Source organism: Archangium sp., assembly GCF_045802675.1.
In the GTDB taxonomy this organism is placed as follows: Bacteria; Myxococcota; Myxococcia; order Myxococcales; family Myxococcaceae; genus Archangium.
The window spans coordinates 1-16,438 of record NZ_JBJMQO010000025.1; the positions used below are offsets into that span (position 1 = coordinate 1).

Below are 16,438 nucleotides of genomic sequence, written 5' to 3' on the forward strand. Positions count from 1 at the left end.
CTCCTGGAGAGCCGCGAGAACGACACCGGCATGGTCGTCCTCTCCAAGGAGAAGGCCGACAAGATGCGCATCTGGGACGAGATCTCCGCCGCTTGCGAGCGCGATGAAATCGTCAAGGGCACCATCGTGGGCCGCGTGAAGGGTGGCCTTTCCGTCGACATCGGCGTGAAGGCGTTCCTCCCCGGCAGCCAGGTGGATATCCGCCCGGTGCGCAACCTCGACCAGTACATCTCGAAGGAATTCGAGTTCAAGGTCATCAAGTTCAACAAGAAGCGCGGCAACATCGTGCTCTCCCGCCGCGTACTGCTCGAGAAGCAGCGCGAGGAGATGAAGAAGGAGACCCTCAAGAACCTCAAGGAGGGTGCGGTCCTCAAGGGCGTGGTCAAGAACCTCACCGACTACGGCGCCTTCATCGACCTCGGCGGCATCGACGGCCTGCTCCACATCACCGACATGTCCTGGGGCCGCATCGGTCACCCCAGCGAGATGTTCAACGTGGGTGACGAGGTCCGCGTCGTCGTCCTCAAGTTCGATCCCACGCAGGAGCGCGTCAGCCTGGGTCTCAAGCAGATCCAGGAGGATCCGTGGCACCGCGCCGACGAGAAGTACCCGGTCGGCACGCGCGTCAAGGGCAAGGTCGTCTCCATCACCGACTACGGCGCGTTCATCGAGATCGAGCAGGGCGTCGAGGGTCTGGTGCACGTGTCCGAGATGTCCTGGACCAAGCGCCTCAAGCACCCGAGCAAGATGCTGGAGGTCGGCCAGGAGGTCGAGGCCGTCGTTCTCGACATCGATCCGAAGGCCAAGCGCATTGCGCTGGGCATGAAGCAGATCGAGCAGAACCCCTGGACGCTGCTCGAGGACAAGTACCCGATCGGCTCGGTCATCAAGGGTCAGATCCGCAACGTCACCGACTTCGGCGTGTTCGTCGGCGTCGAGGAGGGCGTGGACGGCCTGGTGCACGTGTCCGACATCTCGTGGACGGTGCGCATCAAGCACCCGGGCGAGATGTTCAAGAAGGGCGACGAGGTCGAGGCGGTGGTGCTCAACATCGACGTCGAGAACGAGCGCTTCAGCCTGGGCATCAAGCAGCTCCAGCCGGATCCCTGGGACACCCTGTCCGAGCGCACCCCGGTGGGCAGCCGCGTGAAGGGCAAGGTCACCAAGGTGACGGACTTCGGCGCCTTCGTGGAGATCGAGCCCGGCATCGAGGGCCTCGTGCACGTCTCCGAGCTGAAGGAGGAGCGTGTCGAGAACCCGCGTGACGTGGTGCAGGAGGGCCAGGAGGTCGAGGTGAAGATCATCGACATCAACACCCAGGACCGGAAGGTGGCCCTGTCGATGAAGGCCCTGATCGGCGAGGGCGACGACTACCGCGAGTACCTCCGCCGCCAGGCCGAGGGCTCCAAGGCGCGCCTCGGCGACGTGATGGCGAGCAAGCTGAAGAAGTAGTCGCCTCACCCCTCACACGAGGGACAAACAGGACGGCCGGGCTCCTCTCGGGGAACCCGGCCGTTCGTTTTTCCAGCCCTCTTTAACACACCGCGTCATTCCAGGTGATTCCGAGGAGTCCTCGGAGCGAGAAGCGCATCTCTCGCACCAGTGGACGCTCGGGCCCGGGAGCAGGCAAGGAGGCTTGACCCTCCCACAAGGCGTGGTGATAAGGGCGCTCCCGAGGGTTATTCGAAGTCATTCTCCAGCATCTCCAAGGAGGCAATTCATGGCTCGTGAAGTGGTCATCGTGGGCGCGGCGCGTACCCCCATCGGGGCCTTCCAGGGCGCCCTGTCCAAGCTGACGGCGCCGCAGCTCGGTGCCATCGCCATCAAGGCGGCTCTGGAGCGCTCGGGTGTCTCCCCGGATCAGGTCAACGAGACCATCATGGGCTGCGTGCTGCAGGCGGGCGTGGGCCAGGCCCCGGCGCGTCAGGCCGCCATCCACGCCGGCATCCCCGACACCGTCCCCGCCGTCACCCTCAACAAGGTGTGCGGCTCGGGCCTCAAGGCGGTCATCGCCGGGGCCCAGGCCATCGCGCTCGGTGATGCCGAGGTGGTGGTGGTGGGCGGCATGGAGTCCATGAGCAACGCGCCCTACCTCAGCCACTCGATGCGTGGCGGCGCCCGCATGGGCAACGTGGAGTTCAAGGACGCGATGATCCACGACGGTCTGTGGGATCCGTACGGCAACGTCCACATGGGCAGCTGCGCCGAGGAGTGTGCCGTCTCCCAGGGCATCAGCCGCTCCACGCAGGACGAGTACGCCATCGAGTCCACCAAGCGCGCCATCGAGGCCCAGAAGGCCGGCCTCTTCACCCGGGAGATCGTCCCGGTCACCGTGCCCGGCGGCAAGGGCGGTGACGTGGTGGTGAGCGAGGACGAGGGCCCGAAGAACGCGAAGCCGGAGAAGATCACCTCGCTCAAGCCCGTCTTCAAGAAGGACGGCACGGTGACGGCGGCCAACGCCTCCTCCATCAACGACGGCGCCGCGGCGCTGGTGCTGATGAGCGCCGAGCGCGCCAAGGCCGAGGGCCGCACGGTGCTGGGCCGGATCGCCGGCTACGCCGGGGCCGCCCGCAAGCCGGTGGAGTTCACCATCGCTCCGGCCGACTCCATCAACAACCTGCTCAAGCGCACGGGCCACAAGACCACGGACGTGGACCTCTGGGAGATCAACGAGGCCTTCGCGGTGGTGGCGCTGGCCAACAACAAGCTCCTCGGGCTCGAGGGCTCGAAGGTGAACGTGCGCGGCGGCGCGGTGGTGCTCGGCCACCCGATCGGCGCCTCGGGCGCGCGCCTGCTGGTGACGCTGGTGCACACGCTGCAGGACACGAACAAGAAGCGCGGCGTGGCGTCGCTCTGCATCGGCGGCGGCGAGGGCATCGCGCTGATGGTGGAGCGTTAGTCCCAACACGGAACGAACACTCCCTCTCCGCTGAGGGGAGGGGCGGGGTGAGGGTCTAGAGGGCCCTCGCCCCGTTCTCGTAGGAGGGGTTCATGAACAAGATCATCGCGAGCGCGGACGAGGCCGTCCGTGACATCCCGGATGGCGCCACGCTGATGAGCGGCGGCTTCGGGCTGTGCGGCAACCCGGAGAACCTGATCGCGGCGCTGCACCGCAAGGGGACCCAGGGACTCACCATCATCTCCAACAACTGCGGCACCACCGAGCTGGGCCTGGGCATTCTGCTCAAGGCCAACCAGGTGAAGAAGATCGTCGCCAGCTACGTGGGCGAGAACAAGGTCTTCGAGCAGCAGATGCTCTCCGGGAAGCTCGAGGTGGAGCTCAACCCGCAGGGCACGCTGGCCGAGCGCATCCGCGCGGGTGGCTGTGGCATCGGCGGCTTCTTCACGCCGTCGGGCGCGGGCACCGAGCTCGCCAAGGGCAAGGAGACGCGGATGATCGACGGCCGGCTGCACGTGCTGGAGACGCCGCTCAAGGCGGACTTCACCATCGTGCGCGCCTGGAAGGCCGACACCTGGGGCAACCTGGTGTTCCGCAAGACGGCCCGCAACTTCTCGCCGATGATGTGCATGGCGGGAAAGGTCACCATCGTCGAGGCCGAGCACATCGTGGCCGCCGGTGAGATCGACCCGGATCAGGTGCACCTGCCCGGCATCTTCGTGCAGCGGATCGTGCAGTCGAAGAATCTCGAGAAGTGGATTGAGCGCCGCACCGTGCAGAAGAAGGCCTGAGAGGACGCCATGCCCCTGACCCGTGAGCAGATTGCCCAGCGCATCGCCCAGGAGCTGCGCGACGGCTATTACGTGAACCTCGGAATCGGCATCCCCACGCTGGTTGCCAACTACATTCCGAAGGGCATCGACATCATGTTCCAGTCCGAGAACGGCATCCTCGGCATGGGCCCCTGGCCCGTGGAAGGCGAGGAGGATCCGGATCTCATCAACGCCGGCAAGGAGACGGTGACGGTGGTGAAGGGCGCCGCCTTCTTCGACTCGGCACTGTCCTTCGGGATGATCCGCGGCGGCCATGTGGACCTGGCCGTGCTCGGCGCCATGGAGGTGAGCGAGCAGGGAGATCTCGCCAACTGGATGATCCCCGGCAAGATGGTGAAGGGACCGGGCGGCGCCATGGACCTGGCGGTGGGCGCCAGGCGCGTCTTCGTCACCATGGAGCACGTCAACAAGGAGGGGAAGCCGAAGATCCTCAAGAAGTGCTCCCTGCCCATCACCGGCCTCAAGTGCATCAACCACATCGTCACCGAGTACGCGCTCATCGACGTGACGCCCGAGGGCCTGCTGCTGCGCGAGCTCGCCCCCGGCGTGACGGTGGAGCAGGTGCAGGCCATCACCGAGCCCAAGCTCAAGGTGGCCTCGGACGTGCGTGAGATGAAGATCTGAACCGGACCTCCGGTTCTCCCGTCGTAGCGCCGCGGTCCCGTTGTCCGGGGCCGCGGCGGAATACCCAGGCCGGAGCGGAGGTCGAATAAGGATGGCGCCCGCGACGGGTGCTGTTTGCCTTTCCCCATGCTTCCGGATACCCCCATCGAACTGACGATCGAGCGCCTCGGGCAGCTCGGAGAAGGCGTGGCCTCGCACGAGGGCCGCACCGTCTTCGTGCCCGGTGCCTTCCCCGGCGAGCGGGTACGCGTCCGGCTGGAGCAGGAGGGCAAGGTGGTGCGCGGGCACCTGCTCGGCGACGTGCTGGCCCCGAGCCCCGAGCGGCGGCCCTCTCCGTGTTCCCTGAGCGCCCGGTGCGGCGGCTGCGACTGGCTGGAGCTGTCCGAGTCCGCCCAGCGTGCCGCGAAGCAGGAGATCGTTCTCTCCGCCCTGGAGCACCTGGGCCGGCTGAAGCGGGACACCTTCGCGGTGCGGCCGCTGCTGATCGCCCCGGGGGACTTCGGCTACCGGCGGCGCGCGGTGCTGCACTTCCTCAAGGACGAGCTGGCCTACTTCGGGCGGCGCAGCCATGACCGCGTGCCGGTGAGCGAGTGCCCCGCGCTCGTGTCGGCGCTCGCCGGGCTGCCGGGGAAGCTGGGGCCGCTGCTCAAGCCGGTGTCCCGGGACGCGGAGGAGGTGCACCTGCTCGCCGAGGGGGCCAAGGCGTCCTTCGCGGTGCTGCTGAAGGGGCTGGTGACGCCCCGGCACGTGGAGGCGTGCGAGATGGCGGTGCGCTCGCTGCGGCTGGAGGGCGCGGTGCTGGTGCCCAAGGAGGGCTCGCCTCGTGTCATCGGCAAGCCGACGCTGCGCTCGTTGTCGCCGCTGCGGCCCGAGGTGCCGCTGTACCTGCGTCCGGATGCCTTCGCCCAGGCGCATGCCGAGGCCAACGTGGGGCTGGTGACCTCGGCCGTGCACGAGCTGGCCCCGCGCGAGTCGGATGCGGTATTGGAGCTGTACTCGGGCAACGGCAACTTCACCTTCCCGCTGGCGGCGAGCGCGGCCTCGGTGCTGGGGGTGGAGTCCTCCGCCTCGTCGGTGGAGCTGGCGCAGCGCAGCGCCCGGGAGGGTGGGGTGGCCAACGTGCGCTTCGTCCAGGGTGACGCCCGGAAGGTGTGCGAGGGCTTCATCCGCGAGGGCAAGCGGTTCGACCTGGCGCTGGTGGATCCTCCGCGCACGGGAGCGCCGGGGCTCGCGAAGTGGATGAAGGCGCTGGGCGTGAAGCGCGTGGTGTACGTGGCGTGCGATCCAGGCTCGCTGGCGCGCGACGCGGCGGCCCTGGTGGAGACCGGCTACAAGCCGCTGGCGCTTCAAGTGGTGGACATGTTCCCCCAGACGCACCACGTGGAATCCGTGATGTCCTTCGAGCTGCCCGGGTAAGCTCCCCGCGGCACACAGGAGTCTGTTTTGGAAATCTTCAAGGAGTTCACCTTCGAGGCGGCCCATCGCCTCCCCAACGTCCCCACGGGCCACAAGTGCGCCCGGCTGCACGGCCACTCGTACCGGGTGACGCTGCACGTCCAGGGCCCGGTGGGCGCGGACTCGGGGTGGGTGCAGGACTTCGCCGACCTCACCGAGGCCTTCAAGCCCATCCAGGCCCAGCTCGATCACTACTACCTCAACGAGCTCGAGGGCCTGTCCAACCCCACCAGCGAGAACCTCGCGCGGTGGATCTGGCAGCGCGTGCGGCCCCGGCTGCCGCAGCTCTCCCAGGTGATGGTGCGCGAGACCTGCACCTCGGGCTGCATCTACCGCGGCGAGGCCGACTGAACCTCCCGGCCGGCCTCCGGCCGCACTTTTCGCGGACTGGTACGACCATCGGACCAGTTGCGGGAAAATCGAACCGGGAGGGTCCCCCGGCGAGCGCTACTCGCGCAGCAGCAGGCCCCCGTCGATGACCAACTCGCTGCCGGTCGTCCACGGTGCCGACAGCAGGTGCACCACCGCGTCGGCCACCTCCTCGGCCTTCCCGAGCCGTCCCAGTGGATGCAGCGCCCCCAGCGAGGACAACTGGGCGGAGATCCTCCGCTCGAGCTCCTCGCCCTCGGGAGGCGGCTCCCCGGGACTCAGGCGTGGGGCCCGGACCATCTCCGTGTCCACCACGCCCGGGCAGACCGCGTTGGCCCGGATGCGCCGCGCGGCGCCGACGATGGCCAGGGAGCGCATGGCCGCCAACAATCCGGCCTTGGCCGCGCTATAGACGGCACTGGTGGGCAGGGGCCGCAGGGCCAGCGTCGAGGCGATGAACACCATGCCTCCCCCGTCCTCCAGCAGCGACAGCGCTTCTTCGCCCAGGCGCAGCGGGGCCACCAGGTTGAGCTCCAGTTGGGCCCGCAGGGCTTCCTCGGAGATGTGGCCCGGGAGCTGGTGCTCCACCACACCCGCCGAGTGCACCAGTCCGTCCAGCCCGCCCAACGCGTCACGGGCTCGAGCCAGCAGGCCCGCACGCTCGGAAGGGGAGGCGAGATCGCAGGGCAGGGCCACCGCCTGACCGGGCCAGGCGCGCACCACCGCCTCCAGCCGCTCCGCCCGGCGCCCCGTTACCGCCACCCGGCCTCCGGCCCGCAGCAGCGCCTCGGCCACCGCGAGCCCCATGCCGCTGCCCCCGCCCGTCACCAGCACCTTCCGGGTCCCCACCGGACGCGCGCTCACCACCGCTCGCCCTCCGCTTCCGGAGCGCTCGCCGCCGTCGGGTAGTAGGCGCGGCCCTCGATGGGCGTCAGTCCGTCCGTGGGCTCGGGCACCTCCACCTCGTCGTGGGGGATGAAGGCCGGACGGTCCACGCACAGCACCGTCTGCTCGATTTGCCTCGGGTTGTCGTAGCGGTGCGGGAAACGCTTCGGCCACCGGAAGCCCGTCCCCGCCAGCACCGGCCGGCCCTGGAGCAGCAGCCCGTGGCCCAGCACCAGCTCGGATTCGCTCATCACCCGGTGCTCGTGCGTGGGGATGGTGCGGCCCGGGGCCACGCGCAGCCGGTAGATGCCCACGTGCTCGTCCTGGAAGACGATGTCCACCCGGCCGAAGGGCTTCTCCTCCACCTCGAAGCGGTACTCGTCCGCGGTGCGGTGCACCTGCAACGAGGCGAGGCCCGCCCGGCCCAGCGCCTCCGGCTTGGACAACCGCAGGGTGACGGCGCGCACCGGGGCTCGCGCCGAGTCGTCCGTGGGCGGGGCGAGGATGTAGCGGCAGAGGGCCTCGGCGGCCGTCTCCAGCATGCGGAAGTCCGCGGACTCCAGCAGGAAGCGCAGCTCACCGGACAGGCGTGCGTAGTCCACCGTGTCGCGGAGGCTTCCCGCGGCGGCGGCCTTCCGGGTGTCCAGGTAGAGGGCCACGTCGAGCTCCAGGGGCTGCGGCGTGCCGCGCTCGGCCGGGTACACCCCGACGATGCAGTTCACCGGGAGCTGGCGCAGCTCGATGACATCCAGCGGGCGGCCCTGCGCGTCGCGGGGCGAGGTCGCGAAGGCATCGGAGGAAAGGCGGTTCATAGCTGGGCGCTCCGGGCTCCATCCACGGCGATCACCTGCCCGGAGATATAAGGGGCGTCGCGGGCGAGGAAGACCACCACCCGGGCGATGTCCTCGGGGGCGCCCACCCGCCCGAGGGGGATGCGGGCGAGGATGGCCTTCTGGGCCGCCTCGTCGAAGTTCTCCGGGAAGACGACCGTGCCCGGGGAGACGGCGTTGACCCGTATCTTGGGCGCGAGCTCCACCGCCAGGGCCCGGGTGAGCACGAGCAGCCCGGCCTTGCTGGCCGTGTAGTGGGCGTAATGGCTCTCGGTGCGCTCGGCGCCGATGTCGGTGAGGTTCACCACGAGCGGCTGGGGCGCGGCTCGCAGCGCCGGGAGCAGGGCCTGGGTGAGGAAGAAGGGCGCCTCCAGGTTGATGCCCATCATCCGGTGGAAGTGCTCGCGGGTGATGTCCTCGAAGGCGAGCCGCTCGTAGATGCCCGCGTTGTTCACGAGGACGTCCAGGGCCGGGTGGGCCTGGCGCACGGCGGCGGCCAGCGATTCCACGCCCTCGGGCGTTCCCAGATCGGCGCGGTGCAGCGTGACGGAGCGTCCCAGGGCGCGGGCCTTCCCGGCGACCTCCTCGGCTCCCTCGGTCGAGCGGTGGACGTGCAGGGCCAGGTCATAGCCCGCCTCGGCGAGCGCCAGGGCGATGGCCTTGCCGATCCGGATGCCCGCTCCGGTGACGACGGCTGTTGGCATGAAGGACTCCCTCTGAAATGTCTCTCGGGCCCGGGTATACAGGACACGACGGTTGCCCGCAGAGGGAACGAGGGCTCACCCAGGGATTGTGGGCCCGGAGACGGGTTGGAAGTAGAAGGTCTGGACGAGAGGCTCACCACCGCATGGATGCACGCATCGTCGAGTTCGCCGAGGTCCTCCGCCAGAACGGGGTGCGGGTGAGCACGTCCGAGGTGTCGGACGCCTCCCGGGCCACCGCCGAGGTGGGGCTCCAGGACAAGGCCATCTTCCGCTCGGTGCTGCGGGCCACGATGGTGAAGCGCCAGCAGGACGTGGACGTCTTCAACCGGGCCTTCGACTTCTTCTTCTCGGGGGTGGCCAAGACGTTCGAGGCGCTCGACAAGTCGCTGGCGCAGCAGATTCAGGAGCAGGGGCTCATCGAGGGCGACAACCTCACGATGCTCCTGTTCCAGATGAACGACCTCTTCCCCGAGCTGTCCCCGCTCGCGCAGGCGGCGCTGATGGGGGACCGGGCGAGGCTGGCGCAGATCTTCCGCTCGGCGACGCTACAGCTCGACTTGTCGCAGATGCGGACCTCGATGCAGACGGGCTTCTTCTCGCGGCGGCTGATGGTGGCGGCGGGGGTGGAGCGGGCACGCTCGGAGCTCAAGGCGCTCGAGGACGAGCTGCGCAAGCGGGGCCTGCCCTCGGGGGGGGTGGAGATCGTCTCGCGCCACGTGGCGGAGGCGATGCGCAAGGTGGAGGAGGCGGCGCGGCGCGAGGTGAAGCGCCAGGCCGAGGCGCGCATCCGCAAGCCCACGGGCGGGCTGGTGGACAAGCCGCTGCACCAGCTCAGCCAGGCCGAGGTCAACCAGATGGAGGCCGCGGTGAAGACGCTGGCGGAGAAGCTGAAGGCGCGGCTCATCCGCAAGCAGCGCTCGAAGCGCAAGGGCACGCTGAACGTGCGCCGCACGCTGCGCCGCAACCTGCCGTGGGGTGGGGTGCCCATGGTGCCCGTGTTCCGCGCCCGCCGCCCCGAGCGCCCCGAGGTCGTCGTCCTCTGTGACGTCTCCGACTCGGTGCGCAACGCCTCTAGGATGATGCTGCTCTTCACCTACACGCTGCAGTCGCTCTTCGTGCGCGTGCGCTCGTTCGTCTTCGTATCCGACGTGGGCGAGGTGACGCAGTACTTCAAGGAGCAGGACGTGGACCGCGCGATCGATCTGGCCACCATGGGGCAGGCCGTCTCGCTCACCGCCAACTCCAACTACGGCCGGGCGCTGGCCATGTTCGCCAGAGACCAGCTCGGCAGCATCACGCGCCGCACCACGGTGATGATCATCGGGGACGGCCGCAACAACTACAACGCCAACAACGCCTGGGCACTCAAGGACCTGAAGCAGAAGTGCAAGCGGCTCCTGTGGATCTGCCCCGAGGACAAGCCCAACTGGGGCTTCGGGGACAGCGAGATGCTCACCTACTCGAAACAGTGCCACCAGACCGTGGTGGTCAATTCCGTGGCCGAGCTGTCCCGCATCGCCGAGCAGCTCGTGCCCGCCTGAGAGAGACACACCCCCATGTCCCGTTCCATGTTCGACGACATCGACACCGCGCCCTCCGGCCTCATGGAGGCGGCCGACTCGCGCACGCTGCGGCTCTCCGCCCACCCCCTCACCGAGTCCGAGCTGGAGGGGCTCGTGCGCTACCAGGAGGCCTTCCTCGGCCACATCGAGCAGGCCACGGTGGCCCACGACGCCTTCGCCAGGGCGCACGAGCTCGGCCTGAAGGCCTCCGGGTTGGAGTTGAAGGTCCTGGAGCTGGCCAACGCCCTGGTGCGCGCCTACTGCGGCCAGCGCTGGACGGCCCGGAAGGTCCGCACCCGGCTCGCGGAGCTGGAGACGCAGACCGATGCCGCCTCCGTCGAGAAGGCCCGCAGGGCCCGCGACGAGCTGGGCCGCTTGGAGCACCTGGAGCCCCTGGCCCGGCGCTACGGCCAGCAGGCGATCGACCTGCTCAACCAGCACGAGGACCGGCTGGTGGCCCTCCATACCCGGATGCAGAAGGCCCTGACCCGGGCCTGAGGGCGCCCGCCCGCCTGCCCGCTCGGGCCCCGCAACCGTTGCATTCCGCCGGGGCCCATCGGATAAGAGCCCGTTCTCCGTACGGAAAGACCCATGAAGCGCTACTTCATTCACACCTTCGGCTGCCAGATGAACGTCAACGACTCGCTCCGCATGAGCGAGGTGCTCGGCAAGCTGGAGTACCGGCCCACTCCCGTCCCGGAGGAGGCGGACCTCATCATCCTCAACACCTGCTCCATCCGCGAGAAGGCCGAGGACAAGATGCTCTCCGCGCTGGGCCGCTATCGCACGGTGAAGCTCGCCCGCGGCACGCTGCTCGGGGTGGGCGGGTGCGTGGCGCAGCAGGAGAAGGACAAGCTCCTCAAGAAGGTGCCCTACCTGGACTTCGTCTTCGGCCCGGACTCCATCGTCAAGCTGCCGGAGATCATCGGCCGCGTGCAGAACGAGCGCGAGCGGGTGGTGGAGACGGCCTGGGTGGACTCGGAGGAGTACGTCTTCCCGCGCGCCGACCCCGAGACGAGCCGCGGCAAGGTGACCGAGTTCGTCACGGTGATGAAGGGCTGCGACAACGTGTGCTCCTTCTGCGTGGTGCCGCATACGCGTGGCCGCGAGGTGAGCCGGCCCTTCCCGGACGTGCTCGCCGAGGTGGCGGACCTGGCGAAGGTGGGCGTGCGCGAGGTGACGCTGATCGGCCAGAACGTGAACTCGTACCGGGGCGGCATCGGCTTCGCGCAGTTGTTGCTGCGCACCGCCGAGGTGCCGGGCATCGAGCGCGTGCGCTTCACCACGAGCCACCCGCACGACCTGTCGGACGAGCTGATCGAAGCGTTCCGGACGCAGCCGAAGATCATGCCGCACTTCCACCTGCCGGTGCAGAGCGGCTCGAATCCGGTGCTCAAGCGGATGCGGCGCGACTACACGGTGGTGCAGTACCTGGAGCGGCTGGAGAAGCTGCGCGAGGCGCGCCCCGGCATCGCGGTGACGACGGACATCATCGTGGGCTTCCCGGGCGAGACGGAGGAGGACTTCGCGCTCACGCTCGAGCTCACGGAGAAGGTGCGCTACGACAACCAGTTCTCGTTCATCTACAGCCCCCGGCCGAAGACGGGCGCGGCGCTGAAGGAGGACCAGTGGGGTCTGGTGGCGCACGAGGTGAAGATCGAGCGCCTGGAGCGGCTGCAGAAGATCCAGCGGCGGATCAGCGGGGAGCTCACCGCGTCGCAGGTGGGGCTGGAGGTGGAGGTGCTGGTGGAGGGCCACTCGCGCTACAACCCGCTGAAGCGCTTCGGCCGGACGCCGGAGAACCGCACGGTGAACTTCGACGGTGACGCGTCGGCGGGGGCGTTCGTGAAGGTGCTGGTGGAGAGCGCCACGCCGAACCAGCTCTCCGGCAAGCAGACGGTGGTGCTGAGCCAGCCGGTGGTGGTGCCGCCGGCCGATCTCCCGGTCCCCGACGTCTCCTGCGTGGTGGCCTGAGGAGACCCCATGGCCCTGCGCCGATTCCGTGACCAACTCCCGCGCGTCCACCCGAGCTGCTTCGTCGAGGACTCGGCGCAGGTGATTGGCGACGTGGAGCTGGGGGAGGACAGCTCGGTGTGGTTCAACTCGGTGCTGAGGGGGGACGTGAACCCCATCCGCATCGGCCAGAGGACCAACATCCAGGATCTCACCATGGTCCACGTCACCAGCAACCGCTACGCCACGCACATCGGGGACGACGTGACGGTGGGGCACCACGTGGTGCTGCACGGGTGCCGGGTGGGCAACCGGGTGCTGGTGGGCATGGGCGCCATCGTCATGGACGACGTGGAGATCGGCGACGACTGCATCATCGGCGCCGGTACGCTGCTGACTCCGGGGACGAAGGTACCCGCGGGCTCGCTGGTGGTGGGCTCGCCGGGCAAGGTGAAGCGGGTGATCTCCGACGAAGAGCGGGCCTTCCTGCTCGAGTCCGCGAAGCACTACGTCCGCACGGCCGCCGACCACCGCGCCAGCCGTTAACGTGACGCCCGCCAGCGTGCGTGTTAGGACGACACCGCATGGAGGTCGCAGCCGCACTCAAGGCGAGCCCGCTCTTCAAGGATTTCACCGACGTCGGCATCCAGATCTTCGCCGCCATCGGTGTGGCTCGTGCCTTTCCCAAGGGCTCGGCCCTCTTCCTGGAGAACCGCCCGGGCGAGTCCCTCTTCATCGTGGGAGAGGGCACGGTGCGTCTGAGCGCGAAGAGCGTCGGCGGCGACGACGTGACGCTCGGGGAGGTGGGCATGGGTGAGCCCCTGGGCGAGCTGGCACTCATCCAGAAGGGCGAGCGCCTGTGCACCGCCATGGCCCTCACCGACGTGACGGCCGTGGAAATCCGTCACGCGGACTTCCAGAAGCTCACCGCCCAGAAGCCCCAGGCGTGCATGAAGCTGCTGATGGGGATCATCACCCACTTCGGCCAGAAGGTCCGCGACAACCGTGAGGCCATGAAGTCCCTGGTGGGCAAGACGTGACGCTGTACCCCTTGCGCCTCGTGCTACCTTCCCCGTGAACGATGCGAGGGGACGTTCACGCCATCCTACCCAGACCCACCCCAGCGTACGCGCCTGCCGGACGGACTGCCGGGAAGACGCGACGGCGCCAGCTTTGTTGGACGGGGACCAGGCTGCCATGCGGGTGCCCGGTTACTTGAGGTCCAAGCGTTGGAGCTTCCCAACGAGTTGATGGGGCGGCCAGCCGTGGGGGATAGACTGGTACCCGACAGTTGCTCGGAGTTTTGAAGACGCGTGCCCGGTTGATGCGGGGGCGCTGGAGACCCTGAGGCGGAGGGTGCCGGGGCCTCCCGGAAGTGACGAGAGAGACGAGACGAGCGTGCAAGAATTCCTCACCAACCTGCTGGGTAGTACCCACGGCTTCCTCGCCTACGCCACCGTCTTCGGCATCCTGGTGGCTTGCGGGCTCGGAGTGCCACTGCCCGAGGACATCTCGCTCATCCTGGGCGGGTTCCTCGCGCACAAGGGCGCCGCCAGCCTGCCGATCATGATGCTGATTGGCTTCGCGGGGATCCTCGCGGGTGACAGCCTCATCTTCCTGGCCGGGCGCCGGTTGGGCTCGCAGGTGGGCCGCTCGCCCACGGGCTTCCTGGCCCGGGTCGTCACTCCCGAGAAGCGCGCGCGGGTGGAGGGGCTGTTCGGCCTGCACGGGCAGAAGATCGTGATGATCGCCCGCTTCCTGCCCGGGGTGCGCGCGGTGACGTACTTCACGGCCGGCTCGGCGGGCATGGCCTACTGGCGCTTCATCCTCTGGGACGGCCTGGCGGCGCTGCTGTCCGCGCCCTTCTTCGTGTGGGTCGGCTTCCACTTCGGCGACAAGCTGGACTACGGCATCGAGCGGATGAAGGAAGGCCAGCTCGTGGTTTTCGGAGTGATTGCCTTGGTGGGCCTGGTGGCCTTCCTGTGGCGCAAGCGCCTGGCCGTGCTGCGCGGTGCGGCGCTGAAGGCGGCGGTGAAGGCCTCGCCGGTGTCGGCGCACCTGCTGACGGGAGCGGCCCCCGAGGCTCAGCCGGCCACGGCTCCGGTCTTCGAGCAGTCCGCCGGTCCCGAGCGCATGCACGTCCGCGACTGAAGAAGAAATCACCCATGAGCCGGAAGGAGAGGGACCCCGAATCAGGTCCCCGCTTCCGGCTCACGTGCGTCCGAGGATCCGCTTCAGCCAGTTCACCAGTCCGCCCGGGGCGACGTCGCGGGCGTTGGCGGCGACGGCGATGGGCAGAGGGATGGGCGGAGCGGCGGCGGGCTTGTGCACCGGCATGCCCCCTGACGAGGGCCGTGCCGTAACCGGGCCCTGGGCCCGGCCGGCCGGAATCTCCGGGTGGTGCTGCAGCCCCAGCTTCGACTTCACGTCCTCGGGCGTGTCGCGAGTGCTGAAGATGCTCATCGCCTCGAGGCCACTGCTCTGCTCGCGAGCGGTGACCTTGAGGATGCACTCGTTGTTCACCTCGAAGGTGATGGAGACCTTCACCGAGCCGCGAGGCCCCGGAGGCAGCCCGGAGACCTTCAGCGTGCCGAGGTACTCGTTCTCCACGGCCCGCTCCGAGTCTCCCTGAAGGATGATCAGATCGAGCTCCTGCTGATCATCGCGGCTGGTGGCGAGCTGGTAGGTCTTCGCGGCGGGCAGGGCCGCGTTGCGCTCGAGCACGGGCTTGAAGCGCCCGCCGGGCAGGCCCACTCCGATGGCCATGGGCAGCACGTCGATGAGCACCACGCCCTCGAGCTGTCCCAGGCTGTGGGCCAGCAGGGCCGCACCGAGCGCCACCGCCTCGTCGGGGTGCACGTTCTTGGTGGGCGCCTTGCCGAAGAACCAGGAGATCTTCTCGTGCACGAGCGGGAAGCGGCTCTGGCCGCCCACGAGGATGATCTCGTCGATGTCCTTGGGGGTGAGGCCCTTGGCATCGAGCACGTCGGCGCAGACGTGGAGGGAGCGATCGACGAGCCCGCTGGTGAGCTCGACGAGCTTCTCGCGGGTGAGGTTGACGTCGAGATCCACGGGCTTGCCGTCGACCATGGTGAGGAAGGCCACGTGGACGCGGACCTGCGAGCGCTCGGAGAGGGCGCACTTGGCGCGCTCGGCGGCGTCCTGGATGCGCTGCATGGCCACCCGGTCTCCCTGGAAGGTGAGGCCGGTCTGCGCCTGGAACTGCTCGAGGAGGTACTCGACGATGGCGTTGTCGAAGTCGATGCCGCCGAGGAAGGTATCGCCGCCGGTGGAGACCACTTCGTAGAGAGTGTCGTTGAGCTCGAGCACGGAGGCGTCGAAGGTGCCGCCGCCGAGGTCGTAGACGAGCACGCGCTGCTTGAGCTTGCGGCCGAAGCCGTAGGCGAGCGCGGCGGCGGTGGGCTCGTTGAGGATGCGCTCCACGTGGAGCCCGGCGAGCCGTCCGGCCTCGCGCACGGCCTGGCGCTGGTTGTCGTTGTAGTAGGCGGGGACGGTGATGACGGCGCGCGAGACGGGCTGGCCGAGCTGGTTCTGGGCCACCTCACGCACCTCGCGCAGGATGAGCGCGGAGATCTGCTGCAGCGAGTAGACGCGATCCCCGAGCCGCACCGCGGCTTCGCCGTTGTCCCCGGGGGCGATCTCGTAGGCGAAGCGATCCTTGATCTGCCGGACGAGGGGGGACTCGTAGGGACGGCCGACGAGGCGCTTGGCGCCGTACACCGTCTGGCGGGGGTTGGTGAGCATCTGCCCCTTGGCGGGGTGGCCCACCACGAGCTTGCCGCGGGTGTTGAGGGCGAGGATGGAGGGGACGGTGTTGTGCCCCTCGCGGCTGTGGAGGACGGCCGGCTTGTTGTTGCGCACGTAGCCAGCGCAGGAGTTCGTTGTTCCCAGGTCGATGCCGATGACGGGCCCGGTGCGCTTGGGCTCCTCGGTAGGGGCCTCGAAGGCCGGGGCGCTCGGGACGGCGGGCGTGGGCGTCGCCGAGGTGAGCGTCTGGCGGGGCTCGGGAGGAGGCGCCGGACGGCCCGTGGCCACCGGGGGAGTGGGAGGCCGGGACGCCGCGACGGGGACCTCCATGGGGGTGAGCGACGGAGGCCGGACGGCGGGGACCTCCATGGGAGTGAGCGACGGAGGCCGGACGGCCGGGGGTGCCGCGGAGGCCGGCCCGGCGTGGGGCGACTGGGAGAGCCGCGCGACGGCCGCGTCGAGCACTCCCGGCAACGGCGTCAGCGAGGGGGTCAGGAACTCCTGTCCGGGAGCGGGCGTGAGCGCGGGAGCCACCGTGGGAGCCGCGGCCACCGCC

16 protein-coding genes are annotated in these 16,438 nt (G+C 68.9%); 12 read left to right on the top strand and 4 right to left on the bottom strand.

Annotated features, from left to right (window positions below):
- The 6 genes from ACJ8AN_RS06860 to queD form a co-directional block, all read left to right on the top strand.
- Positions 1 to 1,452 (top strand): 30S ribosomal protein S1 (locus ACJ8AN_RS06860; protein WP_407754436.1); only part of this gene is annotated, 1,452 nt, incomplete at its 5' end.
- 268 nt (positions 1,453 to 1,720) lie between these two features.
- On the top strand, positions 1,721 to 2,899 hold the full coding sequence (locus tag ACJ8AN_RS06865; RefSeq protein WP_407754437.1) for a thiolase family protein: 1,179 nt from the start codon (positions 1,721 to 1,723) through the stop codon (positions 2,897 to 2,899).
- 92 nt (positions 2,900 to 2,991) lie between these two features.
- Positions 2,992 to 3,690 (top strand): CoA transferase subunit A, encoded by a 699-nt coding sequence (locus tag ACJ8AN_RS06870; protein WP_407754438.1) that lies wholly within the window; start codon positions 2,992 to 2,994, stop codon positions 3,688 to 3,690.
- A 9-nt stretch (positions 3,691 to 3,699) separates the two neighbouring features.
- Complete coding sequence (locus tag ACJ8AN_RS06875; protein WP_407754439.1) at positions 3,700 to 4,356, top strand: CoA transferase subunit B; 657 nt, start codon at positions 3,700 to 3,702, stop codon at positions 4,354 to 4,356.
- A 126-nt stretch (positions 4,357 to 4,482) separates the two neighbouring features.
- Positions 4,483 to 5,772 (top strand): class I SAM-dependent RNA methyltransferase, encoded by a 1,290-nt coding sequence (locus tag ACJ8AN_RS06880; protein WP_407754440.1) that lies wholly within the window; start codon positions 4,483 to 4,485, stop codon positions 5,770 to 5,772.
- A 27-nt stretch (positions 5,773 to 5,799) separates the two neighbouring features.
- Positions 5,800 to 6,162: a 6-carboxytetrahydropterin synthase QueD gene (gene queD, locus ACJ8AN_RS06885; RefSeq protein ID WP_407754441.1), complete on the top strand. Its 363-nt coding sequence runs from the start codon at positions 5,800 to 5,802 to the stop codon at positions 6,160 to 6,162.
- A gap of 96 nt (positions 6,163 to 6,258) precedes the next feature.
- On the opposite strand, the gene ACJ8AN_RS06890 is transcribed toward queD, so the two are convergent.
- Genes ACJ8AN_RS06890 through ACJ8AN_RS06900 form a run of 3 tightly spaced genes read right to left on the bottom strand, consistent with a single transcriptional unit; the run spans position 6,259 to position 8,599 of the window.
- The gene (locus ACJ8AN_RS06890; protein WP_407754442.1) at positions 6,259 to 7,044 is read right to left on the bottom strand and encodes an SDR family NAD(P)-dependent oxidoreductase; all 786 of its coding nucleotides are present in this window, start codon (positions 7,042 to 7,044) and stop codon (positions 6,259 to 6,261) included.
- Complete coding sequence (locus ACJ8AN_RS06895; protein WP_407754443.1) at positions 7,041 to 7,877, bottom strand: dihydroneopterin aldolase; 837 nt, start codon at positions 7,875 to 7,877, stop codon at positions 7,041 to 7,043. Before ACJ8AN_RS06895 ends, ACJ8AN_RS06890 begins: the two co-directional genes overlap by 4 nt.
- Positions 7,874 to 8,599 carry an SDR family NAD(P)-dependent oxidoreductase gene (locus ACJ8AN_RS06900; RefSeq protein WP_407754444.1) on the bottom strand — a complete coding sequence of 242 codons (726 nt, stop codon included), beginning with the start codon at positions 8,597 to 8,599 and terminating at the stop codon, positions 7,874 to 7,876. Before ACJ8AN_RS06900 ends, ACJ8AN_RS06895 begins: the two co-directional genes overlap by 4 nt.
- 143 nt (positions 8,600 to 8,742) lie before the next feature.
- Here ACJ8AN_RS06900 and ACJ8AN_RS06905 point away from each other — a divergent pair, with 143 nt between their 5' ends.
- From ACJ8AN_RS06905 to ACJ8AN_RS06930, 6 genes are all read left to right on the top strand, one after another.
- Positions 8,743 to 10,140 carry a VWA domain-containing protein gene (locus ACJ8AN_RS06905; protein WP_407754445.1) on the top strand — a complete coding sequence of 466 codons (1,398 nt, stop codon included), beginning with the start codon at positions 8,743 to 8,745 and terminating at the stop codon, positions 10,138 to 10,140.
- Positions 10,141 to 10,155: 15 nt separating this feature from the next.
- Positions 10,156 to 10,659, top strand: coding sequence for a hypothetical protein (locus tag ACJ8AN_RS06910; protein ID WP_407754446.1), 504 nt, complete (start codon positions 10,156 to 10,158; stop codon positions 10,657 to 10,659).
- A 93-nt stretch (positions 10,660 to 10,752) separates the two neighbouring features.
- Entirely contained in the window at positions 10,753 to 12,135 is a 1,383-nt protein-coding gene (gene miaB, locus ACJ8AN_RS06915; protein ID WP_407754447.1) for a tRNA (N6-isopentenyl adenosine(37)-C2)-methylthiotransferase MiaB, read from the top strand.
- 9 nt (positions 12,136 to 12,144) lie between these two features.
- Positions 12,145 to 12,660: a gamma carbonic anhydrase family protein gene (locus ACJ8AN_RS06920; protein WP_407754448.1), complete on the top strand. Its 516-nt coding sequence runs from the start codon at positions 12,145 to 12,147 to the stop codon at positions 12,658 to 12,660.
- Between the two features lie 38 nt (positions 12,661 to 12,698).
- On the top strand, positions 12,699 to 13,154 hold the full coding sequence (locus ACJ8AN_RS06925) for a cyclic nucleotide-binding domain-containing protein (RefSeq protein ID WP_407754449.1): 456 nt from the start codon (positions 12,699 to 12,701) through the stop codon (positions 13,152 to 13,154).
- Between the two features lie 358 nt (positions 13,155 to 13,512).
- Positions 13,513 to 14,265, top strand: coding sequence for a DedA family protein (locus tag ACJ8AN_RS06930; protein ID WP_407754450.1), 753 nt, complete (start codon positions 13,513 to 13,515; stop codon positions 14,263 to 14,265).
- Between the two features lie 60 nt (positions 14,266 to 14,325).
- Here the strand turns inward: ACJ8AN_RS06930 and ACJ8AN_RS06935 are convergent, their stop codons facing one another.
- Positions 14,326 to 16,434: an Hsp70 family protein gene (locus ACJ8AN_RS06935; protein WP_407754451.1), complete on the bottom strand. Its 2,109-nt coding sequence runs from the start codon at positions 16,432 to 16,434 to the stop codon at positions 14,326 to 14,328.
- Positions 16,435 to 16,438: the final 4 nt, after the last annotated feature.

Coding starts and splice junctions, on each gene's coding strand:
- ACJ8AN_RS06865 (WP_407754437.1), top strand. CDS start 1,721: ATGGCTCGTGAAGTGGTCATCGTGGGCGCGGCGCGTACCCCCATCGGG.
- ACJ8AN_RS06870 (WP_407754438.1), top strand. CDS start 2,992: ATGAACAAGATCATCGCGAGCGCGGACGAGGCCGTCCGTGACATCCCG.
- ACJ8AN_RS06875 (WP_407754439.1), top strand. CDS start 3,700: ATGCCCCTGACCCGTGAGCAGATTGCCCAGCGCATCGCCCAGGAGCTG.
- ACJ8AN_RS06880 (WP_407754440.1), top strand. CDS start 4,483: ATGCTTCCGGATACCCCCATCGAACTGACGATCGAGCGCCTCGGGCAG.
- ACJ8AN_RS06895 (WP_407754443.1), bottom strand. CDS start 7,877: ATGAACCGCCTTTCCTCCGATGCCTTCGCGACCTCGCCCCGCGACGCG.
- ACJ8AN_RS06900 (WP_407754444.1), bottom strand. CDS start 8,599: ATGCCAACAGCCGTCGTCACCGGAGCGGGCATCCGGATCGGCAAGGCC.
- ACJ8AN_RS06905 (WP_407754445.1), top strand. CDS start 8,743: ATGGATGCACGCATCGTCGAGTTCGCCGAGGTCCTCCGCCAGAACGGG.
- ACJ8AN_RS06910 (WP_407754446.1), top strand. CDS start 10,156: ATGTCCCGTTCCATGTTCGACGACATCGACACCGCGCCCTCCGGCCTC.
- miaB (WP_407754447.1), top strand. CDS start 10,753: ATGAAGCGCTACTTCATTCACACCTTCGGCTGCCAGATGAACGTCAAC.
- ACJ8AN_RS06920 (WP_407754448.1), top strand. CDS start 12,145: ATGGCCCTGCGCCGATTCCGTGACCAACTCCCGCGCGTCCACCCGAGC.
- ACJ8AN_RS06925 (WP_407754449.1), top strand. CDS start 12,699: ATGGAGGTCGCAGCCGCACTCAAGGCGAGCCCGCTCTTCAAGGATTTC.